The organism is Providencia sp. R33 (assembly GCF_019343475.1).
Taxonomy (GTDB): Bacteria; Pseudomonadota; Gammaproteobacteria; order Enterobacterales; family Enterobacteriaceae; genus Providencia.
This window is the reverse complement of record NZ_CP072454.1, coordinates 40,370-61,798: the sequence shown is the minus strand read 5'-3', so window position 1 is coordinate 61,798 and position 21,429 is coordinate 40,370. Positions and strand designations below refer to the sequence as shown.

17 protein-coding genes and 3 pseudogenes are annotated in these 21,429 nt (G+C 47.2%); 10 read left to right on the top strand and 10 right to left on the bottom strand.

From position 1 onward, the window contains the following. Window positions 1–133: 133 nt before the first annotated feature. A complete protein-coding gene (locus tag J6836_RS22300; RefSeq protein ID WP_219249783.1) occupies window positions 134–1,060 on the bottom strand; it encodes a LysR family transcriptional regulator in 927 nt (308 codons plus the stop codon). Window positions 1,061–1,216: 156 nt separating this feature from the next. Here J6836_RS22300 and J6836_RS22295 point away from each other — a divergent pair, with 156 nt between their 5' ends. From J6836_RS22295 to J6836_RS22255, 10 genes and pseudogenes are all read left to right on the top strand, one after another. Beyond that, on the top strand, window positions 1,217–2,305 hold the full coding sequence (locus J6836_RS22295) for a 4-oxalomesaconate tautomerase (RefSeq protein WP_219249782.1): 1,089 nt from the start codon (window positions 1,217–1,219) through the stop codon (window positions 2,303–2,305). A gap of 115 nt (window positions 2,306–2,420) precedes the next feature. Continuing rightward, entirely contained in the window at window positions 2,421–2,717 is a 297-nt protein-coding gene (locus tag J6836_RS22290; protein WP_219249781.1) for an EexN family lipoprotein, read from the top strand. Between the two features lie 122 nt (window positions 2,718–2,839). After that, window positions 2,840–3,200, top strand: a pseudogene (locus J6836_RS22870) (hypothetical protein); the annotation flags it as partial. A 117-nt stretch (window positions 3,201–3,317) separates the two neighbouring features. After that, window positions 3,318–4,148, top strand: coding sequence for a DUF6216 family protein (locus J6836_RS22285; RefSeq protein ID WP_219249780.1), 831 nt, complete (start codon window positions 3,318–3,320; stop codon window positions 4,146–4,148). A gap of 115 nt (window positions 4,149–4,263) precedes the next feature. Next, window positions 4,264–4,410: a hypothetical protein gene (locus J6836_RS22280; protein ID WP_219249779.1), complete on the top strand. Its 147-nt coding sequence runs from the start codon at window positions 4,264–4,266 to the stop codon at window positions 4,408–4,410. Further along, window positions 4,400–4,992, top strand: a pseudogene (locus J6836_RS22275) (Fic/DOC family protein). The gene J6836_RS22280 and the pseudogene J6836_RS22275 overlap by 11 nt, the downstream one beginning before the upstream one ends. A 573-nt stretch (window positions 4,993–5,565) precedes the next feature. Then, complete coding sequence (locus J6836_RS22270) at window positions 5,566–6,291, top strand: tyrosine-type recombinase/integrase (protein ID WP_219249778.1); 726 nt, start codon at window positions 5,566–5,568, stop codon at window positions 6,289–6,291. A gap of 518 nt (window positions 6,292–6,809) precedes the next feature. Continuing rightward, entirely contained in the window at window positions 6,810–8,027 is a 1,218-nt protein-coding gene (locus J6836_RS22265; RefSeq protein WP_210847315.1) for an AAA family ATPase, read from the top strand. Next, window positions 8,017–8,994: a ParB family protein gene (locus J6836_RS22260; RefSeq protein WP_219249777.1), complete on the top strand. Its 978-nt coding sequence runs from the start codon at window positions 8,017–8,019 to the stop codon at window positions 8,992–8,994. The genes J6836_RS22265 and J6836_RS22260 overlap by 11 nt, the downstream gene beginning before the upstream one ends. 248 nt (window positions 8,995–9,242) lie before the next feature. Further along, entirely contained in the window at window positions 9,243–10,181 is a 939-nt protein-coding gene (locus J6836_RS22255) for a RepA family replication protein (RefSeq protein ID WP_219249776.1), read from the top strand. 1,006 nt (window positions 10,182–11,187) lie between these two features. On the opposite strand, the pseudogene J6836_RS22250 reads toward J6836_RS22255, so the two are convergent. From J6836_RS22250 to J6836_RS22210, 9 genes and pseudogenes are all read right to left on the bottom strand, one after another. Beyond that, window positions 11,188–12,036, bottom strand: a pseudogene (locus J6836_RS22250) (IS91 family transposase); the annotation flags it as partial. Between the two features lie 32 nt (window positions 12,037–12,068). Further along, a complete protein-coding gene (locus J6836_RS22245) occupies window positions 12,069–15,041 on the bottom strand; it encodes a Tn3 family transposase (protein ID WP_139390404.1) in 2,973 nt (990 codons plus the stop codon). A 2-nt stretch (window positions 15,042–15,043) separates the two neighbouring features. Continuing rightward, window positions 15,044–15,601 carry a recombinase family protein gene (locus J6836_RS22240; protein WP_001162010.1) on the bottom strand — a complete coding sequence of 186 codons (558 nt, stop codon included), beginning with the start codon at window positions 15,599–15,601 and terminating at the stop codon, window positions 15,044–15,046. A 130-nt stretch (window positions 15,602–15,731) separates the two neighbouring features. Further along, window positions 15,732–17,219 carry an efflux transporter outer membrane subunit gene (locus tag J6836_RS22235; protein ID WP_219249774.1) on the bottom strand — a complete coding sequence of 496 codons (1,488 nt, stop codon included), beginning with the start codon at window positions 17,217–17,219 and terminating at the stop codon, window positions 15,732–15,734. Then, window positions 17,206–17,679 carry a cytochrome c gene (locus J6836_RS22230; protein ID WP_003056106.1) on the bottom strand — a complete coding sequence of 158 codons (474 nt, stop codon included), beginning with the start codon at window positions 17,677–17,679 and terminating at the stop codon, window positions 17,206–17,208. The genes J6836_RS22235 and J6836_RS22230 overlap by 14 nt, the downstream gene beginning before the upstream one ends. Window positions 17,680–17,707: 28 nt before the next feature. Continuing rightward, complete coding sequence (locus tag J6836_RS22225) at window positions 17,708–18,418, bottom strand: ABC transporter ATP-binding protein (RefSeq protein ID WP_004393997.1); 711 nt, start codon at window positions 18,416–18,418, stop codon at window positions 17,708–17,710. A gap of 1 nt (window position 18,419) precedes the next feature. Further along, complete coding sequence (locus J6836_RS22220; RefSeq protein WP_022652303.1) at window positions 18,420–19,625, bottom strand: ABC transporter permease; 1,206 nt, start codon at window positions 19,623–19,625, stop codon at window positions 18,420–18,422. Beyond that, window positions 19,622–20,773, bottom strand: a complete 1,152-nt coding sequence (locus J6836_RS22215; protein ID WP_016236501.1) for an efflux RND transporter periplasmic adaptor subunit — start codon at window positions 20,771–20,773, stop codon at window positions 19,622–19,624. Before J6836_RS22215 ends, J6836_RS22220 begins: the two co-directional genes overlap by 4 nt. Then, on the bottom strand, window positions 20,770–21,378 hold the full coding sequence (locus tag J6836_RS22210) for a TetR/AcrR family transcriptional regulator (RefSeq protein WP_004393990.1): 609 nt from the start codon (window positions 21,376–21,378) through the stop codon (window positions 20,770–20,772). The genes J6836_RS22215 and J6836_RS22210 overlap by 4 nt, the downstream gene beginning before the upstream one ends. Window positions 21,379–21,429: the final 51 nt, after the last annotated feature.

Here is a 21,429-nt window from a genome sequence, read left to right as displayed (position 1 = left end):
AAGAAAAATATTAGTAGATTATAAAAAATAGATACTAAAATATTAATGAATTATATTTTTTGTATAAAATACTATCCGTAATAGTTCAGTTTCGTACATAGGTGGTAAATAAGTATTAGTGCAAGTTTGTAACTTAGCTACTGAATTTATCAATCCAAAGGCTGGTTTTGTCTTGAGACCAAAGTTTCATCAACATTTCACGTAATCTCTCGGACGCAGGACTCAGAGTATTTCCTCTTCTTGATACTAATCCAAGCGTTCTCCTGATTACAGGTTCTATAAGTGGTCGGCTAACCAGTATATGATGCTCATCTATAGGCATTGTTATGCTGGGTACAACAGCAACACCCAATCCAGCTTCAACCATCCCGAGTGAAGTAGATAGATGTCTTACCTCGTAAAACCAGTTTGGTTTCCAGTCAAAACTTTCTAGGGCTTGATCAATCAGAATTCGGTTACCACTCGATTTACGGACTCCAATAAGTTTGAGTCCAGCAAGATCTTCCCACATCACAAGGGATTTTTTTGCAAGCTCATGGTCTCGTTTGCAGGCGAGAACGAAAGGTTCATTAACCAGAGGTGTAAACTCTATATTCGGGTGTGTGATGTTGATCATATTTATTCCAAAATCCGCATCTCCATTGAGTACAGCTTCGAGGCAATCGCTGGCACTATGTTCAAGTATACGGATACGTATATTTGGGTAATGTTCATTGTAATCACGAATAACAGAGGGTAAGAAATAGAAGGCGGCGGTAGGTAAACAGGATAGGGTAACTACACCTGTTTGATGCGTAGCCATTTCTTTAATACTCAGTATCGAGTTTTCATAAAAATCGATGAGATCTTTTGCCTTAGGTAGAAAGTCTCTTCCTACTGCAGTCAATTTTATTCGCCGAGTAGAGCGTTCAAATAGTGCTGCGCCCAAACTATCTTCAAGCTTTTTTATTCTTCTCGTTAACGCGGGTTGGGATATGTGTAAAAATTGAGATGCTTTTGTAAAGCACCCAGTTTCTGCTATTTTAACAAAAGATTGAATCCCCTGTAGTTCATGCTGCATTTCTCAAACCTCACATTTATACCGGAATTAAATCATAGTAACCGAAGGCCTATTAATGTGTAAAACGCATTAATCTCTCATTTTTTGGCATTAGAGTTATTTATTCGTATATGGGACGCTTAGCGCATCATTTAACATGTGGAAAGAGAAAAAACTATGTTCAACATCCCTTGCGTTCTGATGCGTGGTGGTACTTCTAAGGGGCCAGTTATTCTTGCGAGTGATTTGCCTGATAACATTCAAGAGAGAGATATTGTTCTGCTGAATTTGATGGGAGCAGGTCATGAGCTTGAAATTGATGGTATCGGTGGGGGAAGTCCGCAAACCAGTAAAGTGGCTATTGTGAGTGCTTCGGATAGCCCTGATGCTGATATAGATTACCTTTTTGCTCAGGTCATGGTGAAAGAGAGGAGAGTTGATACAACTCCAAACTGTGGAAACATGCTGTGTGCAGTTGGCCCGTTTGCGATTGAAAAGGGATTAGTTGCTCCCAAAAATCCAGTAACAACGGTACGTATTCGGAATCTCAATACTGGAACATTAGTTAATGCAGAAGTACAGACCCCTAATTTCAAAGTGACTTATGACGGAGATACTCAAATTGATGGTGTGCCAGGTTCAGCTGCGCCAATTGGTTTGACGTTTCTAAATTCCGCAGGTTGTAAAACGGGTAAATTGCTTCCTACTGGCAATACAATTGATGTATTTGATGGCGTTGAAGTTACATGTATTGATATGGCAATGCCAATGATCTTAATCGATGCACATCAAATGGGTAAAATGGGTGGTGAATCTCCATCCGAACTAGATTCTGACTTGGTGTTTATGCAACGACTTGAAAAAATCCGCCTTAAGGCCGGAGCGGCAATGGGATTTGGCGATGTAACTGGCAAAGTTATACCAAAGCCAGTCCTTCTTAGTAAACCTACGGAAGATGGTACGATAAAAGTTCGCTATTTCATGCCTCACAATTGCCACAAGTCACTAGCTATTACAGGTTCTATTGGTATTTCAACTGCAACAATAATAAAAGGTTCCGTTGCGCAAAAAATCATTAGCAGCCAACCTGCATATGCATTGACTAATATTGTAACTATTGAGCATCCAAGTGGGAAAATTATAGTTTCATTGTTAAAGGATGGAAATCAAATCGAAAATACTCAAGCTGCTGTGCTCCGAACTGCCCGAAAATTATTTGAAGGCAATGTTTGCGTTCCAGAAGTGGCTTTAGCTGAAGTTATTTAAATATTAGTCAGACTTTGGAAATCTTAATTTACTGTTACGACAAAAGAAAAAAGCACGAGTTGAGCTGTTAAATACATCCGTATCGGACTCAAAAAAATCGGTAAGGATACGTATAATGACCAAATATTTTTTATTAGTTAACATTATTATATCTGTTATCACAACATCAGGCTGTAATGATAAGACCTCCGTTGAATGGTATGTCAATAATCATGACGATTTAGTTGCTAAATATACGGAATGCTTATTAACTGATTCTTGGCATGATATTGTTTGCAAGAATGTAAGAAGTGCAAAAAACCTCGAAGCGCACGAGCTAGATATTCAAGAAGGAGTGAAAGTAGCGCAACAAGCACTATTTGAGTTCAGAGAGTCTTTGTTAGTTTCAGATTTGAATACATTAAAAAAATAAGAATATAAGCTATATCAGGTGGTTTATATTTTTGTGTTTTTTAACACTAAAGGTGTTAAAATATCACAAATAATAAACTATGGGTTTGCTATTTATATCATATTCATACCTAAGGTGTAAAAATGTCATCTAAAATAAACTGGCTGATTACTCATACATCTTCTGGCTCGATTGTTTTACAGCAGTGGCGGGCTGAAAAAGCTATCTTCGGGCATTTACTACCGGCCTAGAATTAAGCCCCTTGTAAGTGATGGATATTCAGTGTTCATTTGGCAGGATTAAGTAGCTTAAATTGCCAAGGATTGAGCCTTTATTAACAGCTAAGAAAAGAATAAGTTTGGGTTGGTGTGAAAGTAAGATATCACTACCCTAATGGTGTCGAAAGTTTCCTAAATAAGGCTGGTTTTATTGTGGGGTAATTCTAAATTTCAAATAGTTCCTGAAATGGATTTGAAATTAATTACAGTTAAAGGGAAAGAGCTGCCTTGAACTTGCTAAAATCGAGTAGAGCACAAAATTCTCAGATATTAACACTTGAAAGGTGATGTTTATATATTATATATTTGATAATTAAGTTTACCATAATAATGGATGATTATAATGAACACTATGCTAGATGCGTTAATTTCACCTTTGTTCTCTATTTTAGAAAACAAACTCTTACTTTTTATTCTAATCTCTCTTGTTATTATAGGTTCTATTTGGTTTATAAAAAACAAAGCAAAATCAGGTTTTTCGATATCAGATAGATTCTTTAGATTTTGGACTGGACATAACATTGAAAGTAATGATGATTTATTGTCTGATATAAAAGAAGTTGAAAAATTTAATTATGATTACAATATGAATGCAATATCGAAAAGGCAAAAATATAACTTTGAATCTTGGGTTAAAAAATATGAACTAGATTTTAAAGTTATTTCAAAGCTAAAATTTTGTTTTTATATTGAATATTTAAAGGTAAAAAAAATACATGTTCTGATCCCATTAAGTATATTTTTTCTATTAATCATAATCGCGTTTATTTTTTCAAATAGCACGACAATAGCAGTAAAACCAGCTGGGTTGATCAAGTTTGATGACACTGGGTGGTTTTGGTTTAATAGCCATGAGGCGGTAGAATACAATTTTATCAAAAATGATGCTAAGGATTGGCGCATTACCAAAGAACAATGTGATAAAGATGAATTTTCAGTGAGGTTTTCAAAAGATTCAGTGGGTTTAATTTGTGATGCTTTTAATGATAAGATTTCTATAAATTACATTAATAATTTAATAAAAAAGCAAAGGTGGTTTTTTGGTTTTATCAGTGCATTTTTATCTTTAGTATCCCTTTATTTATTTTCAAAAATAATTACAATCTTAATAAGTTATGATGCAAGAAAAATGATTTATTTAAAAATAAATAAATATAGAAAAAATAGAAATTAAATTAGCTATAATTATTTTTAATGAAAAATATAGGACGAAATATTTTTTAGGGTTAGAGATAAAGCGATTACTATTTTATCTTATAATTCTAAGGAACATTTTGAAGAGGTGAGCGATGAGAACGACGACATTTGTGACTAAAGCTAAATTTTCTACATCTTTGGAAAACTATCGAGTTAGCCTTTCATATGAAGGTATTGTTTTGAAAAATAAGAAGAAAAAACTTTCCATTTCAGAGCTAAAACGCAAATATGCGCGATAAATATGGCATAGACCAGAATTCCTATTGTTATCCTGGCACGGATATTCTCATCAATGTTCTAAATATACAAGATATAGAGCTTTTTGAAGAAGCTAAAATTGCTTTTACAACTGCGCGATATCTTTCATATTAAAGTGAGCTATCGCTACTTTCGCAATTCGATTTTTCTCATTTAAAGTTTTTGCATTTTTATCTCTTTCAAGACCTTTATGTGTGGGCAGGTAAGGTTAGGGATATCGATATTTCAAAAGGTAATACCCGTTTTTGTACTTTTTCAAGAATTGAGCCTGAAGCAATAAAGCTTTTTAATACTATCCCAAACTTAGAGTGCCATTCAAATCTTACTGATTTAATTAAAGATTTAGCTTATTTATTCTGTGAGCTTAATCTAGCTCATCCTTTTCGAGAAGGAAATGGGCGAACATTGCGTCTTTTTTTGAAGAAATGCTTTTTGTTTTAGGCTATGAAATACAGTGGCCAGCCATTTCCCAACAGCACTGGGTAGATGCAAATATTGCTGGCGTCTATTTGGATCTCAACCCATTGATTGCGATTTTTACGTCGGCGGTGAATCCTCGGTAGTGATATCCATTGTTATTTCCCAGTCAATTCCCACAACAGGTCTTTTTCTTTAGTTGCGTTCAGGTTCTTTACTCGTTCATACCTCATTTTCTTCAAAAGAAGTCTTACGTAGCTAAATCTTCCTATAATCGATTTTAAGCCATTTTCACCATTATTTAATGGATTACATTAGAACTGGTTAGAAATCCTCTCTTAATTAGTTTTGTGAAGCCTATTTTTTGACCAATTCTTCTTGTTTTTTATTATTGCGCTTTAGCGTCATTTTCCGCAATAGAGAGGCCAATCTTATTTTCGCCTATCTTGTGTGATCACATCAAGGATATGGCCTATATATTGTGAGTTACTGACTATTACCGTATATTATTGAAATAATTAATTGCGGTATAAAGGAAAAAATAACGTAATACCGAAAGTAAAGGATCGAAATGAGGATCCTTTTAGGTTGCCGCTCTCTTCTATTTTCGACTCAGAGTCAGAGAATGGGGAATGACGATAACCTTATTGATGATCACTAACATAATAGTTAGGTATTGAAATAGTATTGATAAGATATAATCAGTAGAGGTGAATGTTATGGCAGTTTTTTTTCCGGTAGAGAATGAAACGGCGAGGGCGATTGTGCGTCGTCAATCTCAGGCACTTTTGTCCGAAGGGCATTTAGAGCGAGCGCGTCAATTGCGCAGTCTCGCCATTGCCGCGGAATTAGATTGCCCAAAATATTTGCTTTCGCCAGAAGTGAATCAATTATTGCACTATATTCCTGATCTGCATCAGCGGACTTTGATAGATACATTGTGGAACACCGGTGCACGCATCAAGGAGGTTCTTGCACTGACGAAAGGTGATTTTTATCTTGATGCTGAAACGCCGTTTGTAGTCTTGAAAACCTTGAAACAACGACAGTCGTCAAAACGAGATGAACTCGTTAAAACCCCGACCATCACAAAGCGTGCTGTTCCGCTTTTTGACCGTCATTATGTTCAGCAAATGAAAAGCTACTTTGTGACTATGCGGTATAAAAACCAGACACAAATTTGGCCGATACAAAGTGATAACACCGTTCGAAATTGGTTGCGGACTGCGGTTGAGCTTGCCACGCAAAATGGCACTGCTTTTGTTGTTGATCCCATCACGTGTCATACCTTTCGGCACAGTTTTGCGATGCACTTGATTTTTAATGGTGTTCCCCTCAAGGTTATTCAAGCCTACTTGGGGCATAAAAAAGCCAGCTCAACCGACATTTACACAAAGATTTTTACCCTTGATGCCATGATGCATTTTGATATTTCTTTTCGATAAAAAACGATTTTTGTGAAAGATGGTGATCAAGACAAAATGCAACCATAATATGTGTAGGATAAATCTTAACATGGTGATTTCACTATGAAATTAGCTTTAGATACAATCATAAAATCTTTTATTATCAATTGGTTATGTTTGTTTTATGATTGGTGCAAATATCTTAAAAATTACATTTAAAGACTCTTTTCATTCCTAGTAGTAATTTAACGAAAAATTAAATTATATGATTAAATTTTAATTGATTTTAAATTCATTCAATAATTAAATTTCATTTTTAATGGTATTCAAATTTTATATTGAAATATAAAAAATTTAATAATGAATAAATATTAATTGTATTATGGAGATTTCACTATGAAATCCAAATCAACAAACAGAAAATAATCGTTATTTATCAGTGTGTTATGATATGTATTTGCGAAAGGAGAAAAAAAACACATTAGAGTGTTTACATCTATGCCTTTATGTAAGATTATTAGCTTTAGTTCATAAAGCTGCATACGGGAGAAGATGGCGTGGTTAGTCTAAATAATCAGTTTGATAAAATTGCCAGTCGTGCTGTGCGATTATTACAGTCGTTGACGACCCAAATTCAATCCCAAAAAGAAGAGCTCAATGAGACGTCGTATTACCAGGTTTATTCTAAAGCTGCAGTGGCTAAATTACCCAAATTAACGCGCGCGAGTGTTGACTATGCAGTCAATGAAATGGAAGCGCAAGGGTATCAATTCGAAAAACGCCAAGCGGGTTCATCGCAAAAATATGCCATGACGATCCAAAATATTATTGATATCTACCACCATCGTGGGGTTCCAAAGTATCGAGATCGTTATAATGAGGCTTTCACCTTTTTTATTGGCAACTTAAAAGGGGGCGTTTCAAAGACTGTGAGCACCGTTTCATTGGCTCATGCGTTGCGTACCCATCCTCATTTAATTTCCGAGGATCTTCGTATTCTAGTGATTGATCTGGATCCTCAGTCGTCAGCAACGATGTTTTTAGATCATAAACAATCTATTGGCTCGATTGAAACGACAGCGGCTCAAGCTATGTTGCAAAATGTGACCCGCGAAGAATTGCTAACTGAGTTTGTTTTGTCTTCTGTAGTTCAAGGAGTCGATGTCATCCCTGCATCTATTGAAGATGCATTTATTGCATCCCAATGGGAACTGTTATGTGCTGAACACTTACCAGGGCAAAATTTCTTTACGGTTTTACGAGATAACATTATCCATAAATTGAAAAATGATTATGACTTCATTTTTATTGATAGTGGTCCACACCTTGATGCTTTCTTATCTAATGCTATCGCCGCTGCAGATATTTTAATGACTCCTGTTCCGCCGGCACAGGTCGACTTTCATTCGACGTTAAAATACCTCACACGATTACCTGAACTAATTGAATTGATTGAATCTACAGGTGAAAAGGTCAATTTAATTAGTAACATTGGTTTTATGTCAAAATTAGTAAACAAAACAGACCATAAATTATGCCATAGCTTAGCCAAAGAAATTTTTGGCGGAGATATGTTAGATGTTGCGTTACCTCGTTTAGATGGTTTTGAACGTTGTGGTGAATCGTTTGATACGGTCATTTCAGCAAATCCTGCGACATATATCGGGAGTTCTGAAGCACTAAAAAATGCAAAAATTGCTGCTGAGGATTTTGCAAAAGCTGTATTTGATCGGGTTGAATTCATTCGCATGAACCGAGGTTATTATGCAAGCTAAAAGAAAAACGATTGGAAGAATGTTAAGCGCGACACCTACAGTGCAAGCCTCAAATGAACAAGAACGATATTCTCAACGATTTGTACTTAAATCTGGGAAATCGGCTATTTTTTATTTAGAACATGTTTCTGCTGATGAGTTAGCAGAAAAAACATTTGTGCGCTTTTTAGTTAATGGTCGAGATCAAAACGCATTGACGCCAGACTCACTCATTGACATTACTCGGACAATCAAATTACAACAATTTTTTCCTGCAATAGGCTATCGCAATGCAGGGAAAATTGAAATTCTTGATGGTTCTCGACGTCGTGCTGCCGCGCTGCTATGTCATGTTGGGTTGAATATTTTAGTTACAGATTCCGAAATCAGTAATGAGGATGCAAGGCAATTAGCAACAGAAATTCAAACAGCAAAAGAGCACAATTTAAGAGAAATTGGTCTACGTTTATTACAATTACGTGATAAAGGAATGTCTCAGAAAGAAATTGCGCTATATGAAAAGCTATCAACAGCAAAAGTGACACGGGCAATTCAGGCGGCTTCTGTACCAGAATACCTTGTTTCATTGTTTCCGGTCCAAGCTGAGCTTTCTTATTCTGATTATAAATTTTTATTAAAAATAGAATCGTTGATCCATTCTAAACATTTAGACCATCATCCAATTATTTTGACTGTTAATAATAAAATCAATGAGTTAATTGAAAATCAAAAAATTGCATCAGATGAATTAAAACGCGTTATTTTAACGGTACTCAAAGATATTACGGACCATTTTGCTTCTAATAAAAAGCAAGATGCCGTCAGTGTCACTGCGTTATGGTCATTCGATGATAAGAACACATATGCTCGAAAACGAATTAAAGATCGTGGATTCAGCTATGAGTTTAACCGAGTACCGAAACCACTGCAGGAACAACTGGATAAAGCGATTACATCTCTTATTAATGATTTTTTTGAAAAAAAATGAGGTTGTGTATTGTATAAAAGACATTTGATCACGTTACCACACTAAAGGTGGTATCAGAGGTGGGTGCGAATTGTTATCTCCCTCTGAAAACAGAAACCCCCGAAAATCTTCTCTATCTTGGCTGACGGAAAGACTTCTAGGGGCCATATTGAAATTCTGTTAGGAAGATTGTTGTTTTCCTTACGGGGAGTATAGAATTATGCGCAAAAAAATTCAACTCCTTCTGTGCAACATAAGGGGCAGGAGGGATGGATAATACCCAAACAATCACATTACCTCCTTGTTCTTTAGGGAAAATTCATCGCCACTATGTACCTAAATTTTTGGGTAAACTCCCCCAATTGGTCCCCGTGCGCCGTTTTGCAGCAGCCTTAAAACGTCACGATTGGAACCGAAACCCCCATATTTACCAGCTGCGTTATAGCCGAAAGCAGCGGATATCGGTGCGCTCAGAGCGTCGAGAAACGTTTGATGCACTCGCGATGGCCATGATTGCTTATGCGGATTATAACCCTGAAAGTGACGCGCTGTTTGAAGTGATGTGCTCCGTGGAAAAATTGGCCGAGCTCTGTGGCCAGTTATACCGTTATGACAGTGGCCGTAAAAGTTATGACCCAATACTGCACGCGCTACGCGACTGGGAGCAAGCTAACCTCATTATTGTTGACCGCGATTTTGATATCGAAGCGAAACAATACAAAGCGATGCGTATCTGGATACGACCGGAGTTTTTTCATGGACTGGGTTTTTCCAAACAGGAACTGCGGGAAGTCGTGGCCAGTTTTAATCGCTGGATGGAAAAGAAGGGGTTAAAGGAGAGTTACCAAAAACGGTACGCACAGCACGTACTGCGACTCGCACGCGCGAATGTCGCATCACTCGATGATAAGCATAAACTTCGTAACCTGCTCGATAAACTCAAAACGTTAGTGATTGGGAAAGATGAAGCGCTCAAGCAAGAAAAGAAACATCTTGCTAAGGCCCTGAAGGAAAAGAAAGCGTTAGCCAAAAGCCTTGAAGCGCCAGAAAGTCCTGAGCATACTGCATGGCGCCGTTTTGAAGCTTGGAAGGTGACACAACCTTTAGCGGCTGTTATGGCGTTTGAGCGTGAAATGAAAGCCTTATATCCGAGTATACAAGGGCAAGCTATTTACCTGTATTATATTAACCACTTACCCGACTCCTAATTCATCCCCTTAAATTTACCGCCTTGACTGGCGGTGGTTTCGTTTGACCCAAATCTAAACAGCCTGTTTTTTGAGCGGCGGCATGACTATATCAACACCTCAATTCTTCAAGCTGATGTACTCACGAACATTTTCGTTCTTTATTTAATCGACTAACTTCGAATGATTTTGTTTGCTTCAATTAACTTCGAATACTATCTAATTTTTATGGTTAAATTCGTTTTTAGCTTCTGAACTAAACGACCTTATAAATAAGGAGATGCGGCTCTGTTTTTTCAAGCCGCACTCTCTAAAGAGATAAAAACAATAACGCCTTCGCTAACAAGCCATAAATGGCTGCCGCTCAAACAAAGTTTCAGCAAGGTGCCATTGCCCCCGTAAAGCTGGCCGCTGGCCACCTTAACGCGCAGCTACAGCCGTTCATCGAGGCTACGCCTCTTGCCCGTCTCACTGCGTTTTTCAAAGGGTCAAAAAACAATTTTACGGTTTTAATTTTATTATGCTTAACCAGGGCAGGGGGCGGATTGGGGCATTAAACACATTGTAACCGCTCACGCGGGTCTCGACGGCCCTGACCTTAAACTTTCTTTGTAACATTATTTGCCGTCTACAGCCCTTCGGGCAAATAGAATTAGTGGTAATCGCATCTATTGAGACAAAAAACAAATATTGCTCCTAAGTGCAGTGCTAAATCTGGAGCCAATGATGTAAAAAACACGTTAAAGAGATAATTCATTGTTTATGTTTAAATCAAATAGACTTAATCCCATTCAGAATATTCTCCGGTAATGAGACTATCTAATGGTCTAGCATATTTATATGGCTATGTATCAACGGTGTAATCTATCTTGATGGTTAGGAATCTCAATGAATGGAGTGACGCATGAATCGAGGGTTTTGAGTGCTATATTTCTATTAAATTCTGATCGTTTATTCGTTGATTAACCATGAGAACAGTAATTAGTTTTAATTATGACCTAAAAGCCTAATTATAGGCACACTGATCCTAGGCTGCGGTTTGTAACCATCGTTTTTTAGCCATTTTATCTCGTCTTTCTGATAATAAAGTGACTGCATGTATGCCTTTTTCCGCACTCATAAACCGCAGTCGGTTTCCACATAAAATACATTGATAGGGATCTGTGTTTAAAAAACCTTTGATAAGGGTCGCAAACCCCGGTTTTTCAGGCACGTTAGGATGTGTTATATCCAGCGCATCATACACTTTAGGTAATAAGCGCCCACGTTTGCGATTGGCTAAAAAACCGTAATAGCGGATCATCTTAAAATGCCGCGCAGGGATATGACTGACATAACGTCGTATCATTTCTTCTTGGGATAAGGTCTGTCGTCGATATTGTTGGCTGTGGTGGTCATAGTAATGATGAACCACGGTGCCCCCGCTGTAGTGTTTCAACTGAGACGCTGAGATGGGAGGACGTTTTAGGTATCGGCCCAGATATTTCACATCGTGCCAAGCGCCTCGAGTCTTTTTAGCAAAATGGATTTTCCAATAACGCTGAAACTGGGCATTGAGGTAACGACACCACGTTGGGTAATCTCGAATATGCCCAAAGCCAGGCAATTTATTGGGTTGTAACTGAAAATAGCTGTCTCGAAGGAGCCGAATGACGGCACTGCGCCAGACCTTTTCGACGTCTTTCTTTTTAAAGAAAATGGGTTTCCAGGTGTCATATTGCGTGAGACCGCCTCGGGTCACCGACAAATGAATGTGCGGATGTTGATTGAGCTGGCGACCATAAGTATGTAGCGCACAAAAAATGCCAATTTCGAGCCCAAGACGCTTGGCATGTTTGAGCATGGCACGCGTGGCACAGCGAAAAAGTTGATTAAGGGGTCGTCTCAGAAAACGGAAAATAAAGCACGCTAAGCCGGTGGCAGCGGTCGCAATGGCCTGAACTTCCCCGCACCGACCTTGGCACTGCTGCGCCATAGGTAATCGCCGGTCAGGTTGATATGCTCCCACCCCAGCGGTGACAGATATTGCAGCAACGTGTCGTCCAGCGCCTTGCCGTGGGCACGCAAAGCACTGGTGGCACGCTCCAGATAGACCGTGTTCCACAACACGATGGCCGCCGTCACCAGATTGAGGCCGCTGGCCCGGTAGCGCTGCTGCTCAAAACTGCGGTCGCGGATTTCACCCAATCGGTAGAAGAAGACCGCCCTGGCCAGCGCGTTGCGCGCCTCGCCCTTATTCAGCCCCGCATGGACGCGGCGGCGCAGCTCCACGCTTTGCAGCCAATCCAGAATGAACAGCGTGCGCTCGATGCGCCCCAGCTCGCGCAGGGCGACGGCCAAGCCGTTTTGGCGCGGATAGCTGCCGAGCTTGCGCAGCATCAGCGAGGCCGTCACCGTGCCCTGCTTGATCGAAGTGGCCAGCCGTAGGATTTCATCCCAATGAGCGCGAATAGCCTTGATGTTCAGCCTGTCGCTGCTAATCATCGGCTTGAGTGCATCGTAGGCAGTATCGCCCTTGGGAATGAACAGCTTGGTGTCGCCCAGGTCGCGGATGCGCGGCGCGAACCGGAATCCCAGAAAGTGCATCAGGCCGAACACATGATCGGTGAAGCCCGCCGTGTCGGTGTAGTGTTCCTCGATACGCAAGTCAGACTCGTGGTACAGCAGGCCATCGAGCACATAGGTCGAGTCGCGCAAGCCGACGTTGACCACCTTGGCGCTGAAGGGCGCGTATTGGTCGGAGATATGGGTATAGAACGTCCGCCCAGGGCTACTTCCATACTTCGGATTGATATGCCCGGTGCTCTCTGCCTTGCTGCCGGTTCGGAAGTTCTGGCCGTCCGACGATGACGTGGTGCCGTCGCCCCAGTTTCCGGCGAAGGGTTGTCGAAACTGTGCGTTCACCAGCTCGGCCAGCGCCGTCGAATAGGTTTCGTCGCGAACGTGCCAGGCTTGCAGCCAAGACAGCTTGGCGTAGGTGGCGCCAGGGCAGGACTCGGCCATCTTGGTGAGCCCAAGATTGATACCATCAGCCAGAATCGTCGTCATCAGCAAGGTTTTGTCCTTGGCCATGTCGCCGGTCTTCAGGTGTGTGAAGTGGCGCGTGAAGCCCGTCCATTCATCGACCTCCATCAGCAACTCGGTGATCTTGAGGTGCGGCAGCAACATCGCCGACTGGTCAATCAAGGCTTGCGCGGCGTCTGGCACCGCTGCGTCCAGCGGCGTGATCTTCAGGCCCGATGCAGTGGTGATGATGGCATCCGGTAAGTCGTTGGTCGCCGCCATGCGGTTGACTGTGGCGAGTTGCGCCTCCAATAATTCCAGTCGGTCATGCAGATATTGGTCGCAGTCGGTGGCCACGGCCAGTGGCAATTCGCTGGCCAGCTTCAGGGTGGCGAACTTCTCGATCGGCACCAGGTATTCGTCGAAGTCCTTGAACTGGCGCGAACCCTGCACCCAAACATCACCAGAGCGCAGTGCGTTCTTCAGCTCCGACAGGGCGCATAACTCGTAGTAACGCCGGTCAATACCCTCGTCGGTCAGAACCAGCTTTGCCCAGCGCGGCTTGATGAATGCGGTTGGCGCATCGGCGGGCACCTTGCGCGCGCTGTCGCTGTTCATGCCGCGCAGCACGTCGATGGCATCGAGCACACCCTTGGCGGTGGGCGCGGCGCGCAGTTTGAGCACGTCCAGGAACTGCGGCGCATAGCGGCGCAGCGTGGCGTAACTCTCGCCGATATGGTGCAGGAAATCAAAATCGGCAGGCCGCGCCAGCGTTTGCGCCTCGGTGACGCTGGCGGCGAAGGTGTCCCACGGCATGACCGCTTCGATGGCGGCGAACGGATCGCCGCCGCTTTGTTTGGCTTCAATCAGCGCCTGACCGATGCGCCCATACATCCGCACCTTGTCGTTGATCGCCTTGCCGGAAGCCTGGAACTGCTGTTGATGCTTGTTCTTGGCCGCATTGAACAGCTTGCCGATGATGCGGTCGTGAAGGTCGATGATTTCATCAGTGACGGTGGCCATGCCCTCGATGGCCAATGCTACCAAGGTGGCGTAACGCCGCTGCGACTCGAACTTGGCCAGGTCGGCGGGCGTCATCTGGCCGCCCTCGCGGGCGATCTTGAGCAAGCGGTTTTGGTGTACCTGCCGTTCGATGCCAGCAGGTAGGTCAAGCGCCTGCCAGGCTTTGAGGCGTTCGATGTGTTCAAGCATGTGGCGCGAGTTCGGCTTGGCGGGCGATTGGCGCAGCCACGCTAGCCACGTCATTTTGCTACCATCCTTGCGCTTGAGCAGTTCGTCCAGGCGCTGGCGATGGACAGGTATCAAGAAATCGGCCAATGCCGCATGGATGCTCCGGTTGGCACGGGTAATGGCCTCGGCGCTTGCGCGCTCGATGGCATTCATGGCGGGTAGGATGATGCTCTGCCGCCGCAGGTTTTCAACAAGGGTGCTGGCCAGCACAATGCCTTTGTCTGTTTGCAAGGCCAGTTCGGTCAATGTATGCACGGCTTGCCGGTAGTGACTCATGGTGAAGGGCTTGAATCCAAACACCGTTTGCAGCTCGACCAAGTGCTCCCGCCGTGTCTGCTCGCGCTGGCCGTAATCGTTCCAGCTTTCCACCGGCACCTTGAGTTGTGCGGCCACCATGCGCAGCAGGGGCGGAAATGGAGGTTCATCGACGCCCAAGAAGATGCCAGGGAATCGCAAGTAGCAAAGCTGCACGGCGAAGCCCAATCGATTCGCGGCGCCGCGACGCTGACGGATCACCGACAGGTCGGTTTCGTTGAACGTGTAGTGCCGTATCAGTTCGTCTTTGGCATCTGGCAGTGCCAGCAGACTTTCGCGCTCGGTGGCGGACAGGATTGAGCGGCGTGGCATGGTCAGTCTTCCCGCAGGTACTGGTACAAGGTTTCGCGGCTGATGCCGAAGTCACGGGCCACCAAGGTTTTTTGGTCGCCTGCCGCAACTCGCCGTTTCAACTCGGCAATTTGTTCGCTGTTCAGCGATTTCTTTCGTCCCCGGTAGGCACCGCGCTGCTTGGCCAGCACGATTCCCTCGCGCTGACGTTCGCGGATCAGGGCGCGCTCGAACTCAGCAAAGGCTCCCATGACCGACAGCATCAGATTGGCCATCGGTGAGTCCTCGCCGGTGAACGTCAGCCCTTCTTTGACGAACTCCATGCGCACGCCCCGTTGTGTCAGCCCTTGGACGATGCGGCGCAGGTCATCAAGGTTGCGTGCCAACCTGTCCATGCTATGCACCACCACGGTGTCGCCCTCGCGGACGAAGGCCAGCAGCCTTTCAAGTTCGGGACGTTGTGTGTCCTTGCCTGAAGCCTTATCGGTGAATACCTTGCCGACTTCTATTTGTTCCAGTTGTCGATCAGGATTCTGGTCGAAGCTGCTGACGCGGACGTAGCCGATACGTTGACCTTGCAAGATGCCTCCAAAGGTAAAAATGTCAGGATGAAATCTATTACCCTTGGCTGAATGTGTCAATAAATATAAATTCACACTCTACTCTGACGTTGTTTGTGCTCAACATCTGACATCAGGTTAGGGCATAGTCTTAACTGACACCACCTCCCAGGGCCTGATATAAAGCAACACTATCGACTAGGCGTTGTGCCTGGACCGCAATCATATTGATCCGGATTGACTGTGTCTGTTGCTGCGCGATGAGCAGTTGCAGGTAGCTGGCCGCGCCCAGCCGGTATTGCCGCTCGACCGACTGCAAGGAGGCCTGTGCAGCCATATCAGCGGCAGCGAGGGCAGTCAAAGTTTGTGCATCGCTTTCCACCGCGCGCAGGGTGTCGGCGACGTTACGCAAAGACTCCAATACGACGCTCTGGTAATTGGCTACGGCGGCATCAAAAGCGGCGAGCGCCGCTCTTTTTTCTGCGGGTAGCCCTGGATTAAAAAGAGGCTGGGTGAGCTGCGCAACCAGGCCCCACACTGCCGAGCCACCACCGAACAGGGCACCGGTGGTCAGCGCCTGAGAACCAAGGTTGGCGCTCAGGTTGATCTGTGGGTAGAGCTTGGCGACAGCCACACCATAGTCTGCATTGGCCGCATGCAACAGCGCCTCTGACGCCTGGATATCCGGTCGGCGGCGCACCAGTTCTGAGGGCACGACGAGCGGCATCTCGACGGGTAGAGTGAAATCGGCCAGAGTGAAGGCCGGGATGCCACCCGTGCCTGGGGCACGACCGGCTAGCACCGCCAGTAGATGTTCGGTTTGTTGCAGTTGTTTACGCAGCGCAGGCAGTTCTGCCCGCGTTTGCTCCGCCTGAGCTTGTAGGCTCAACGCTTCATCAGGTGAGGCCTGACCGATACGCACGCGTTCATGGGCTAGGCGCAGTTGCTCATCCTGCACGCGCAAAATGGCAGTAGTGGCTTCTAGTTGCGCGGCGAGGCGTGCTCGGGTAATGGCAGCGGTTGCTATGTTGCCGGCAAGGGCCAGGCGCGCAGCATTCAGTTCGAAGCGACGGTAGTCGGCGCGAGCAGCCAAGGCTTCGAGTGCGCGCCGGTTGCCGCCAGCCAGATCGAGGTTGTAATGCACGCCAACGCTGGCGTTGTAGAGGCTGAATTGACGTGCGTCTCCGCTCAACCCTTGGCTACTGGGACTCATTTGCTGGCGCTGAGATCCCAGTGCGACATCTACCTGTGGATATTGCGTCGAGCCCGCCTGTGCGGCAAGAAGCTCCTGCGCCTGTCGCAAATTGGCGCTGATGCTCGCCAGCGTCGGGCTGACATGGAAAGCTTCGTTTATCAGTCCGTCGAGTGCGGATGAACCCAAGCTTTGCCACCATTGCGTTTCGATCGGAAGCCCTTCGACTAGACGTTGTGTTTCGCCGAACTGCGTGGGAGCGGACACGGTTCTATCAGCTACCGGTGTTGCAGTGTAGCGAGCCACATCGGGTGCGGTGGGACGCTGAAAATCAGGGCCGGCGGCACAGCCGGCCAGACCGGCGGTGACCAGACCAGCTATCAGGTAAGTTGCCGCAAGCCGTCTTTCGAGACTGATGGGGCGCTGGCATGTTTTAGCGTGCTCCATAAAAATGCTCCACGAAAGGTTTACGGAAAGCTTGGTGGCAGCCCAAGCAGCTTTCCTGCACGTGGGCGAATGATTGGATCACCGCCTTGCCGTCGCTGCTCGCAGCAGCCAGCTTCATGGCCAGCGCCGCCTCGTGAGTCTGCGCGTCAAAGTTTCTGAACTTGGTCGCATCAGCGCCGAGGTAAGCAAGGATGCGCATTTTTTCAGTAAGCGGTGGCTCGGGGTGTGCAGCAACTTTTGGGGCGAGCTGAACGACCTGAACCCATTCCTCCTGCGAAATCGCACCGGTAATAGCCTGCATGTTGCGCCCGAGTTCCTGCATGATCTTGCGTAGCGCCAGTGGCTCAACCTGGGTAGCGTCACCAGCCCAAGCTGGCAACTGAAAACCCCATAAAAGCAGGCAGGCCGTAACGGTCAGGGTGATAGTTCCAAATGCGTGGCTGTGTTTGCGGTGGGTCATGAAATTCTCCTGTAATTCAATCGTTCTCTCATTCGAACTCCCGCCCTTCGCCAGCTTCCTCATGGGTCACGCCGTCGCGGATGTGGTAGATGCGCTTGAATGTGGGGATGATCTTTTCGTCATGGGTGACGACGATGATGGCGGTCTCGAACTTCCGGGCCATGTCGTTGAGGATGCGGATTACAGCCATGGCGCGCTCGGAATCCAGCGGCGCAGTGGGTTCATCGGCCAGGATCACCGGCGGACGATTGACCAGTCCGCGCGCGATGGCGACCCGTTGCTGCTCGCCACCGGAGAGTTGCGAGGGCATTGCGCGAGCTCGGTGTTGCACATCAAGCGCTGTGAGCAATTCCAGTGCCTTCGCGCGCGACTCTCCATTCGCGACGCCTGCAAGCATCGGCAGCAGCGCCACGTTGTCGGTGACATCGAGAAACGGAATCAGGTACGGCGCCTGGAAAACGAAACCAATCTTGTCACGCCGTAAGGCGCGCAGGTCGCGGACTTTCCAGCCATCGGCGTAGATCACTTCATCGCCCAGCGTCATGCGACCGGCGGTCGGTTCGATCACCGCACCCAGACACTTGAGCAGCGTGCTCTTGCCGGACCCGGAAGGGCCGATCAGTCCCACCACTTCACCAGGCGCAACATGCATATTCACGTCTCTCAAGGCAAAGACAGCGGTGTCACCATCGCCATACCGCTTGCTTAAACTTTCGATGTGTATCCCTTTGCCACTCATCTCAACCTCCAATGGCTTCGGCCGGATCGACCTTGAGTGCTATGCGAATGGCGACGAGGCTAGCTAGAACGCAGATCACGAGCACGGCAAAAAAACCGGCGACAGAATCCATTGGCGTGAGCAGGACATATTTTGGAAAAGCCGGTGCTGAAAAGGTGGCTGTGATCTTGCCGACCACGAAGCCAATCACGCCCAGGGCGAGCGCCTGCTGCATGATCATCGCGGCGATGGTTCGGTTGCGTGTGCCGATGAGCTTCAACACCGCGATCTCACGGATTTTGTCCATCGTCAGCGAATAGATGATGAAGGCAACGATGGCCGCGCTAACGATGGCCAGAATCACAAGGAACATGCCGATCTGCTTGGCCGAGGTGGCGATCAGCTTGCCGACGAGGATGTCTTCCATCTGTGCCCGGGTGTAGACCGTCAAACGCTTCCAGCGCTGGATGGATTCGGCAACCTCGTCCGGCGCATGACCAGGTTTCAGAGTGACCAGCACGGCATTGACGAACGCGTTGCTGCTCTGTGAAGCAATCACGGCATCCAGCAAACCTGGATCACCGGGTCGATTGAAGACCGGGTTGGCTTCGGTGCGACGCCGGCTTTGCCAGATGGCATCGTTGTCCTTGAGGAACTGGGCCTCCTGGGCATCTTTGAGCGGAATGAATACCATCGGGTCGCCGCTGGACGACACCATGCGCCGTGTCAGCCCCACGACGGTGTAATGATTGCGGCGAATGGCAAGACGATCTCCCAGTTTGAAGCCGGTGGCGATGTCGGCCACAGCCTCGTAGTGACCGCGCGTGATCTGGCGTCCAGCGACGAGATAAGGAGGCCATCCGGGTGTAGCCCCCAACGCACCGGGCGCGATGCCGACCACCATGGTGCGTACATCACTCTCGCCCTTGCGTACCTGCATGGTCAGGTAGGTCGCGTTCGCTGCCTGTGAGACTCCCGGCATGGCGAGAATGGCGCGATACACGTCATCGTTGAGGCTGGACGACTCCGCATAAGGACCCAGAGTATCCTTTTGCACCACCCAAAGGTCAGCGCCACTGTTGTCGAGCAACGCCTTGCCGTCGTCCACCATGCCTCGGTACACCCCAGCCATGACTAGGGTGACGCCGATCAGCAGACCCAGACCGATGCCGGTGAAGACGAATTTCCCCCAGGCATGGAGAATGTCGCGGCCGGCCAGGCTGATCATCGTGAAACTCCCGGGATATGCTCGACCACATGGATGCGGCTGCGCGCCGTCAGTGCCTTTTCGCTATAGGTCACAACCTGGTCCCCATTCTTGAGCCCTTCGCGCACCTGCACGTAACCATTGAGGTCGGAAGTGCCGAGCTTGACCGGGGAGAAATGCAGATCACCATCCACGATTTGCCAGACACCGACTTTGTCGCCCTCACGCTGGACGGCAGCGTTGGGGATCAGTGGAGCGGCCGGGAGCGCCGGCAAGTCAACCGTGACTTCGGCCAGTTCACCCACTGGTGGCAAAGGTTCTGGTTTGTTATCGAATGTCACCTTGGCAAGCGTTTCCTCGGTTACCGCGTCGGCCTTGGGTTCCACCCGCAGCACGCGACCTTTCAAGGTCTGGCCACCACGCGAACGCAGGACGATATGAGCCGGCAGCCCCCCAGCCAGCCCCGATGCGCTGATCTGGTCGAAGCGCACATTGATCCACAAACTCTTGGGGTCGATCACTTCCACCACGGCCTGGCCCGCGACGATGGTCGTGCCGGGATCGGCATCGCGCACGGCGACTACACCGTCGACCGGCGCGATCAGGCGCAGATTGCTCCGCTGCGCGACGAGTGCTTCGCGGTCGGAGCGTGCCCGGGCAATATCTTCCCGAGCGGCGGATAGGGCGGCATCGGCGATCTGCAGTTCCTGCCGCTTGGTGGTGACGATTTCCTCGCTGGTCGAGCGCACCGCAAACAATTGCTCATAGCGGCGCGCCTGGGTTTGCGCGTAGGCTTGCCGGGCTTCTGCCTCGCGCAAAGCCGCTTCCGCCCGCTTGAATACAGACTCCTGTGAGCGCACCCGATCATCAAGGTCGACCGGCTCCATCTCGCCGAGCACCTGTCCGGCCTTGACCTGGTCGCCTACATGCACCTCCAGGCGTTTGACGCGCCCGGCAAACGTCGGCCCGATCTTGTAGGTGTAGCGCGCCTCCACCGTGCCGATGCCGAACAGCGCCGGTGTGATAGCCCTTGATTCCACGCTTGCCACCGTCACAGCGACCGGGGCGAGCGGCCCTGATCGCAGACCGACATAAATAAAAAGCACCAGCAAAGGAATGATGACGGCAAGCAGTGCCAGGGTGCGGCCTTGCAAGGGTAACTTTTTCATTGCGCACTCCTTATGCCACGCCGATAAATTGCAAAGACGCGCGGCGCATCGCGGTGCATACGTCCCACATCACCCGCCAACAGCGATTGCATGACCAAGCCCTGGATCGTGCCAATGAACAGCGTTGCCGCCGCCTCGTTGTCAAGCGAGGGAGACAACTCGCCGCTGGCCTTGCCTTTCTCGATGAGACGATGCAAACGTTCGCCGTAGCGCTGAATCAAGGTTTGCACCATGCGCTTGGCCGGTGTCGATTCGGCACGCTGAAGCTCACCAAACATCATTCTTGGCACGCCTGGGTGCTCAGCTACGAATTCGATATGACTCATGAACATCGCCTCCATGGCTGCCAAGGGCGACTCGATTCCTTGTGCGGATCGATCGATTCTGGCTAATAGGCGCTCTGCTACCCACTCCATGACCGCCTGCCAAATGGCTTCCTTGTTCGGGAAGTGCCGAAACAGCGCACCCTGGGTCAAGTTCATGTGTTTAGCGATAGCTGCAGTGGTTATCTCGCTTGGGTTTTGTGAACCGGCAAGCGCCACGACGGACTCGACAGTTACGGCACGACGTTCATCGGCCGGCAGATGCTTTGGATGGGTGTCCACGAGCACTCCTTGTAAGATAGTAATTGATTACTATCTTACCACAAGAGGCAA

What these genes read in the sequence shown, in the direction of transcription:
- J6836_RS22300 (WP_219249783.1), bottom strand. Translation starts at nt 1,060, where the DNA reads ATGCAGCATGAACTACAGGGGATTCAATCTTTTGTTAAAATAGCAGAA.
- J6836_RS22295 (WP_219249782.1), top strand. Translation starts at nt 1,217, where the DNA reads ATGTTCAACATCCCTTGCGTTCTGATGCGTGGTGGTACTTCTAAGGGG.
- J6836_RS22290 (WP_219249781.1), top strand. Translation starts at nt 2,421, where the DNA reads ATGACCAAATATTTTTTATTAGTTAACATTATTATATCTGTTATCACA.
- J6836_RS22285 (WP_219249780.1), top strand. Translation starts at nt 3,318, where the DNA reads ATGAACACTATGCTAGATGCGTTAATTTCACCTTTGTTCTCTATTTTA.
- J6836_RS22280 (WP_219249779.1), top strand. Translation starts at nt 4,264, where the DNA reads ATGAGAACGACGACATTTGTGACTAAAGCTAAATTTTCTACATCTTTG.
- J6836_RS22270 (WP_219249778.1), top strand. Translation starts at nt 5,566, where the DNA reads ATGGCAGTTTTTTTTCCGGTAGAGAATGAAACGGCGAGGGCGATTGTG.
- J6836_RS22260 (WP_219249777.1), top strand. Translation starts at nt 8,017, where the DNA reads ATGCAAGCTAAAAGAAAAACGATTGGAAGAATGTTAAGCGCGACACCT.
- J6836_RS22255 (WP_219249776.1), top strand. Translation starts at nt 9,243, where the DNA reads ATGGATAATACCCAAACAATCACATTACCTCCTTGTTCTTTAGGGAAA.
- J6836_RS22245 (WP_139390404.1), bottom strand. Translation starts at nt 15,041, where the DNA reads ATGCCACGCCGCTCAATCCTGTCCGCCACCGAGCGCGAAAGTCTGCTG.
- J6836_RS22235 (WP_219249774.1), bottom strand. Translation starts at nt 17,219, where the DNA reads ATGGAGCACGCTAAAACATGCCAGCGCCCCATCAGTCTCGAAAGACGG.
- J6836_RS22230 (WP_003056106.1), bottom strand. Translation starts at nt 17,679, where the DNA reads ATGACCCACCGCAAACACAGCCACGCATTTGGAACTATCACCCTGACC.
- J6836_RS22225 (WP_004393997.1), bottom strand. Translation starts at nt 18,418, where the DNA reads ATGAGTGGCAAAGGGATACACATCGAAAGTTTAAGCAAGCGGTATGGC.
- J6836_RS22220 (WP_022652303.1), bottom strand. Translation starts at nt 19,625, where the DNA reads ATGATCAGCCTGGCCGGCCGCGACATTCTCCATGCCTGGGGGAAATTC.
- J6836_RS22215 (WP_016236501.1), bottom strand. Translation starts at nt 20,773, where the DNA reads ATGAAAAAGTTACCCTTGCAAGGCCGCACCCTGGCACTGCTTGCCGTC.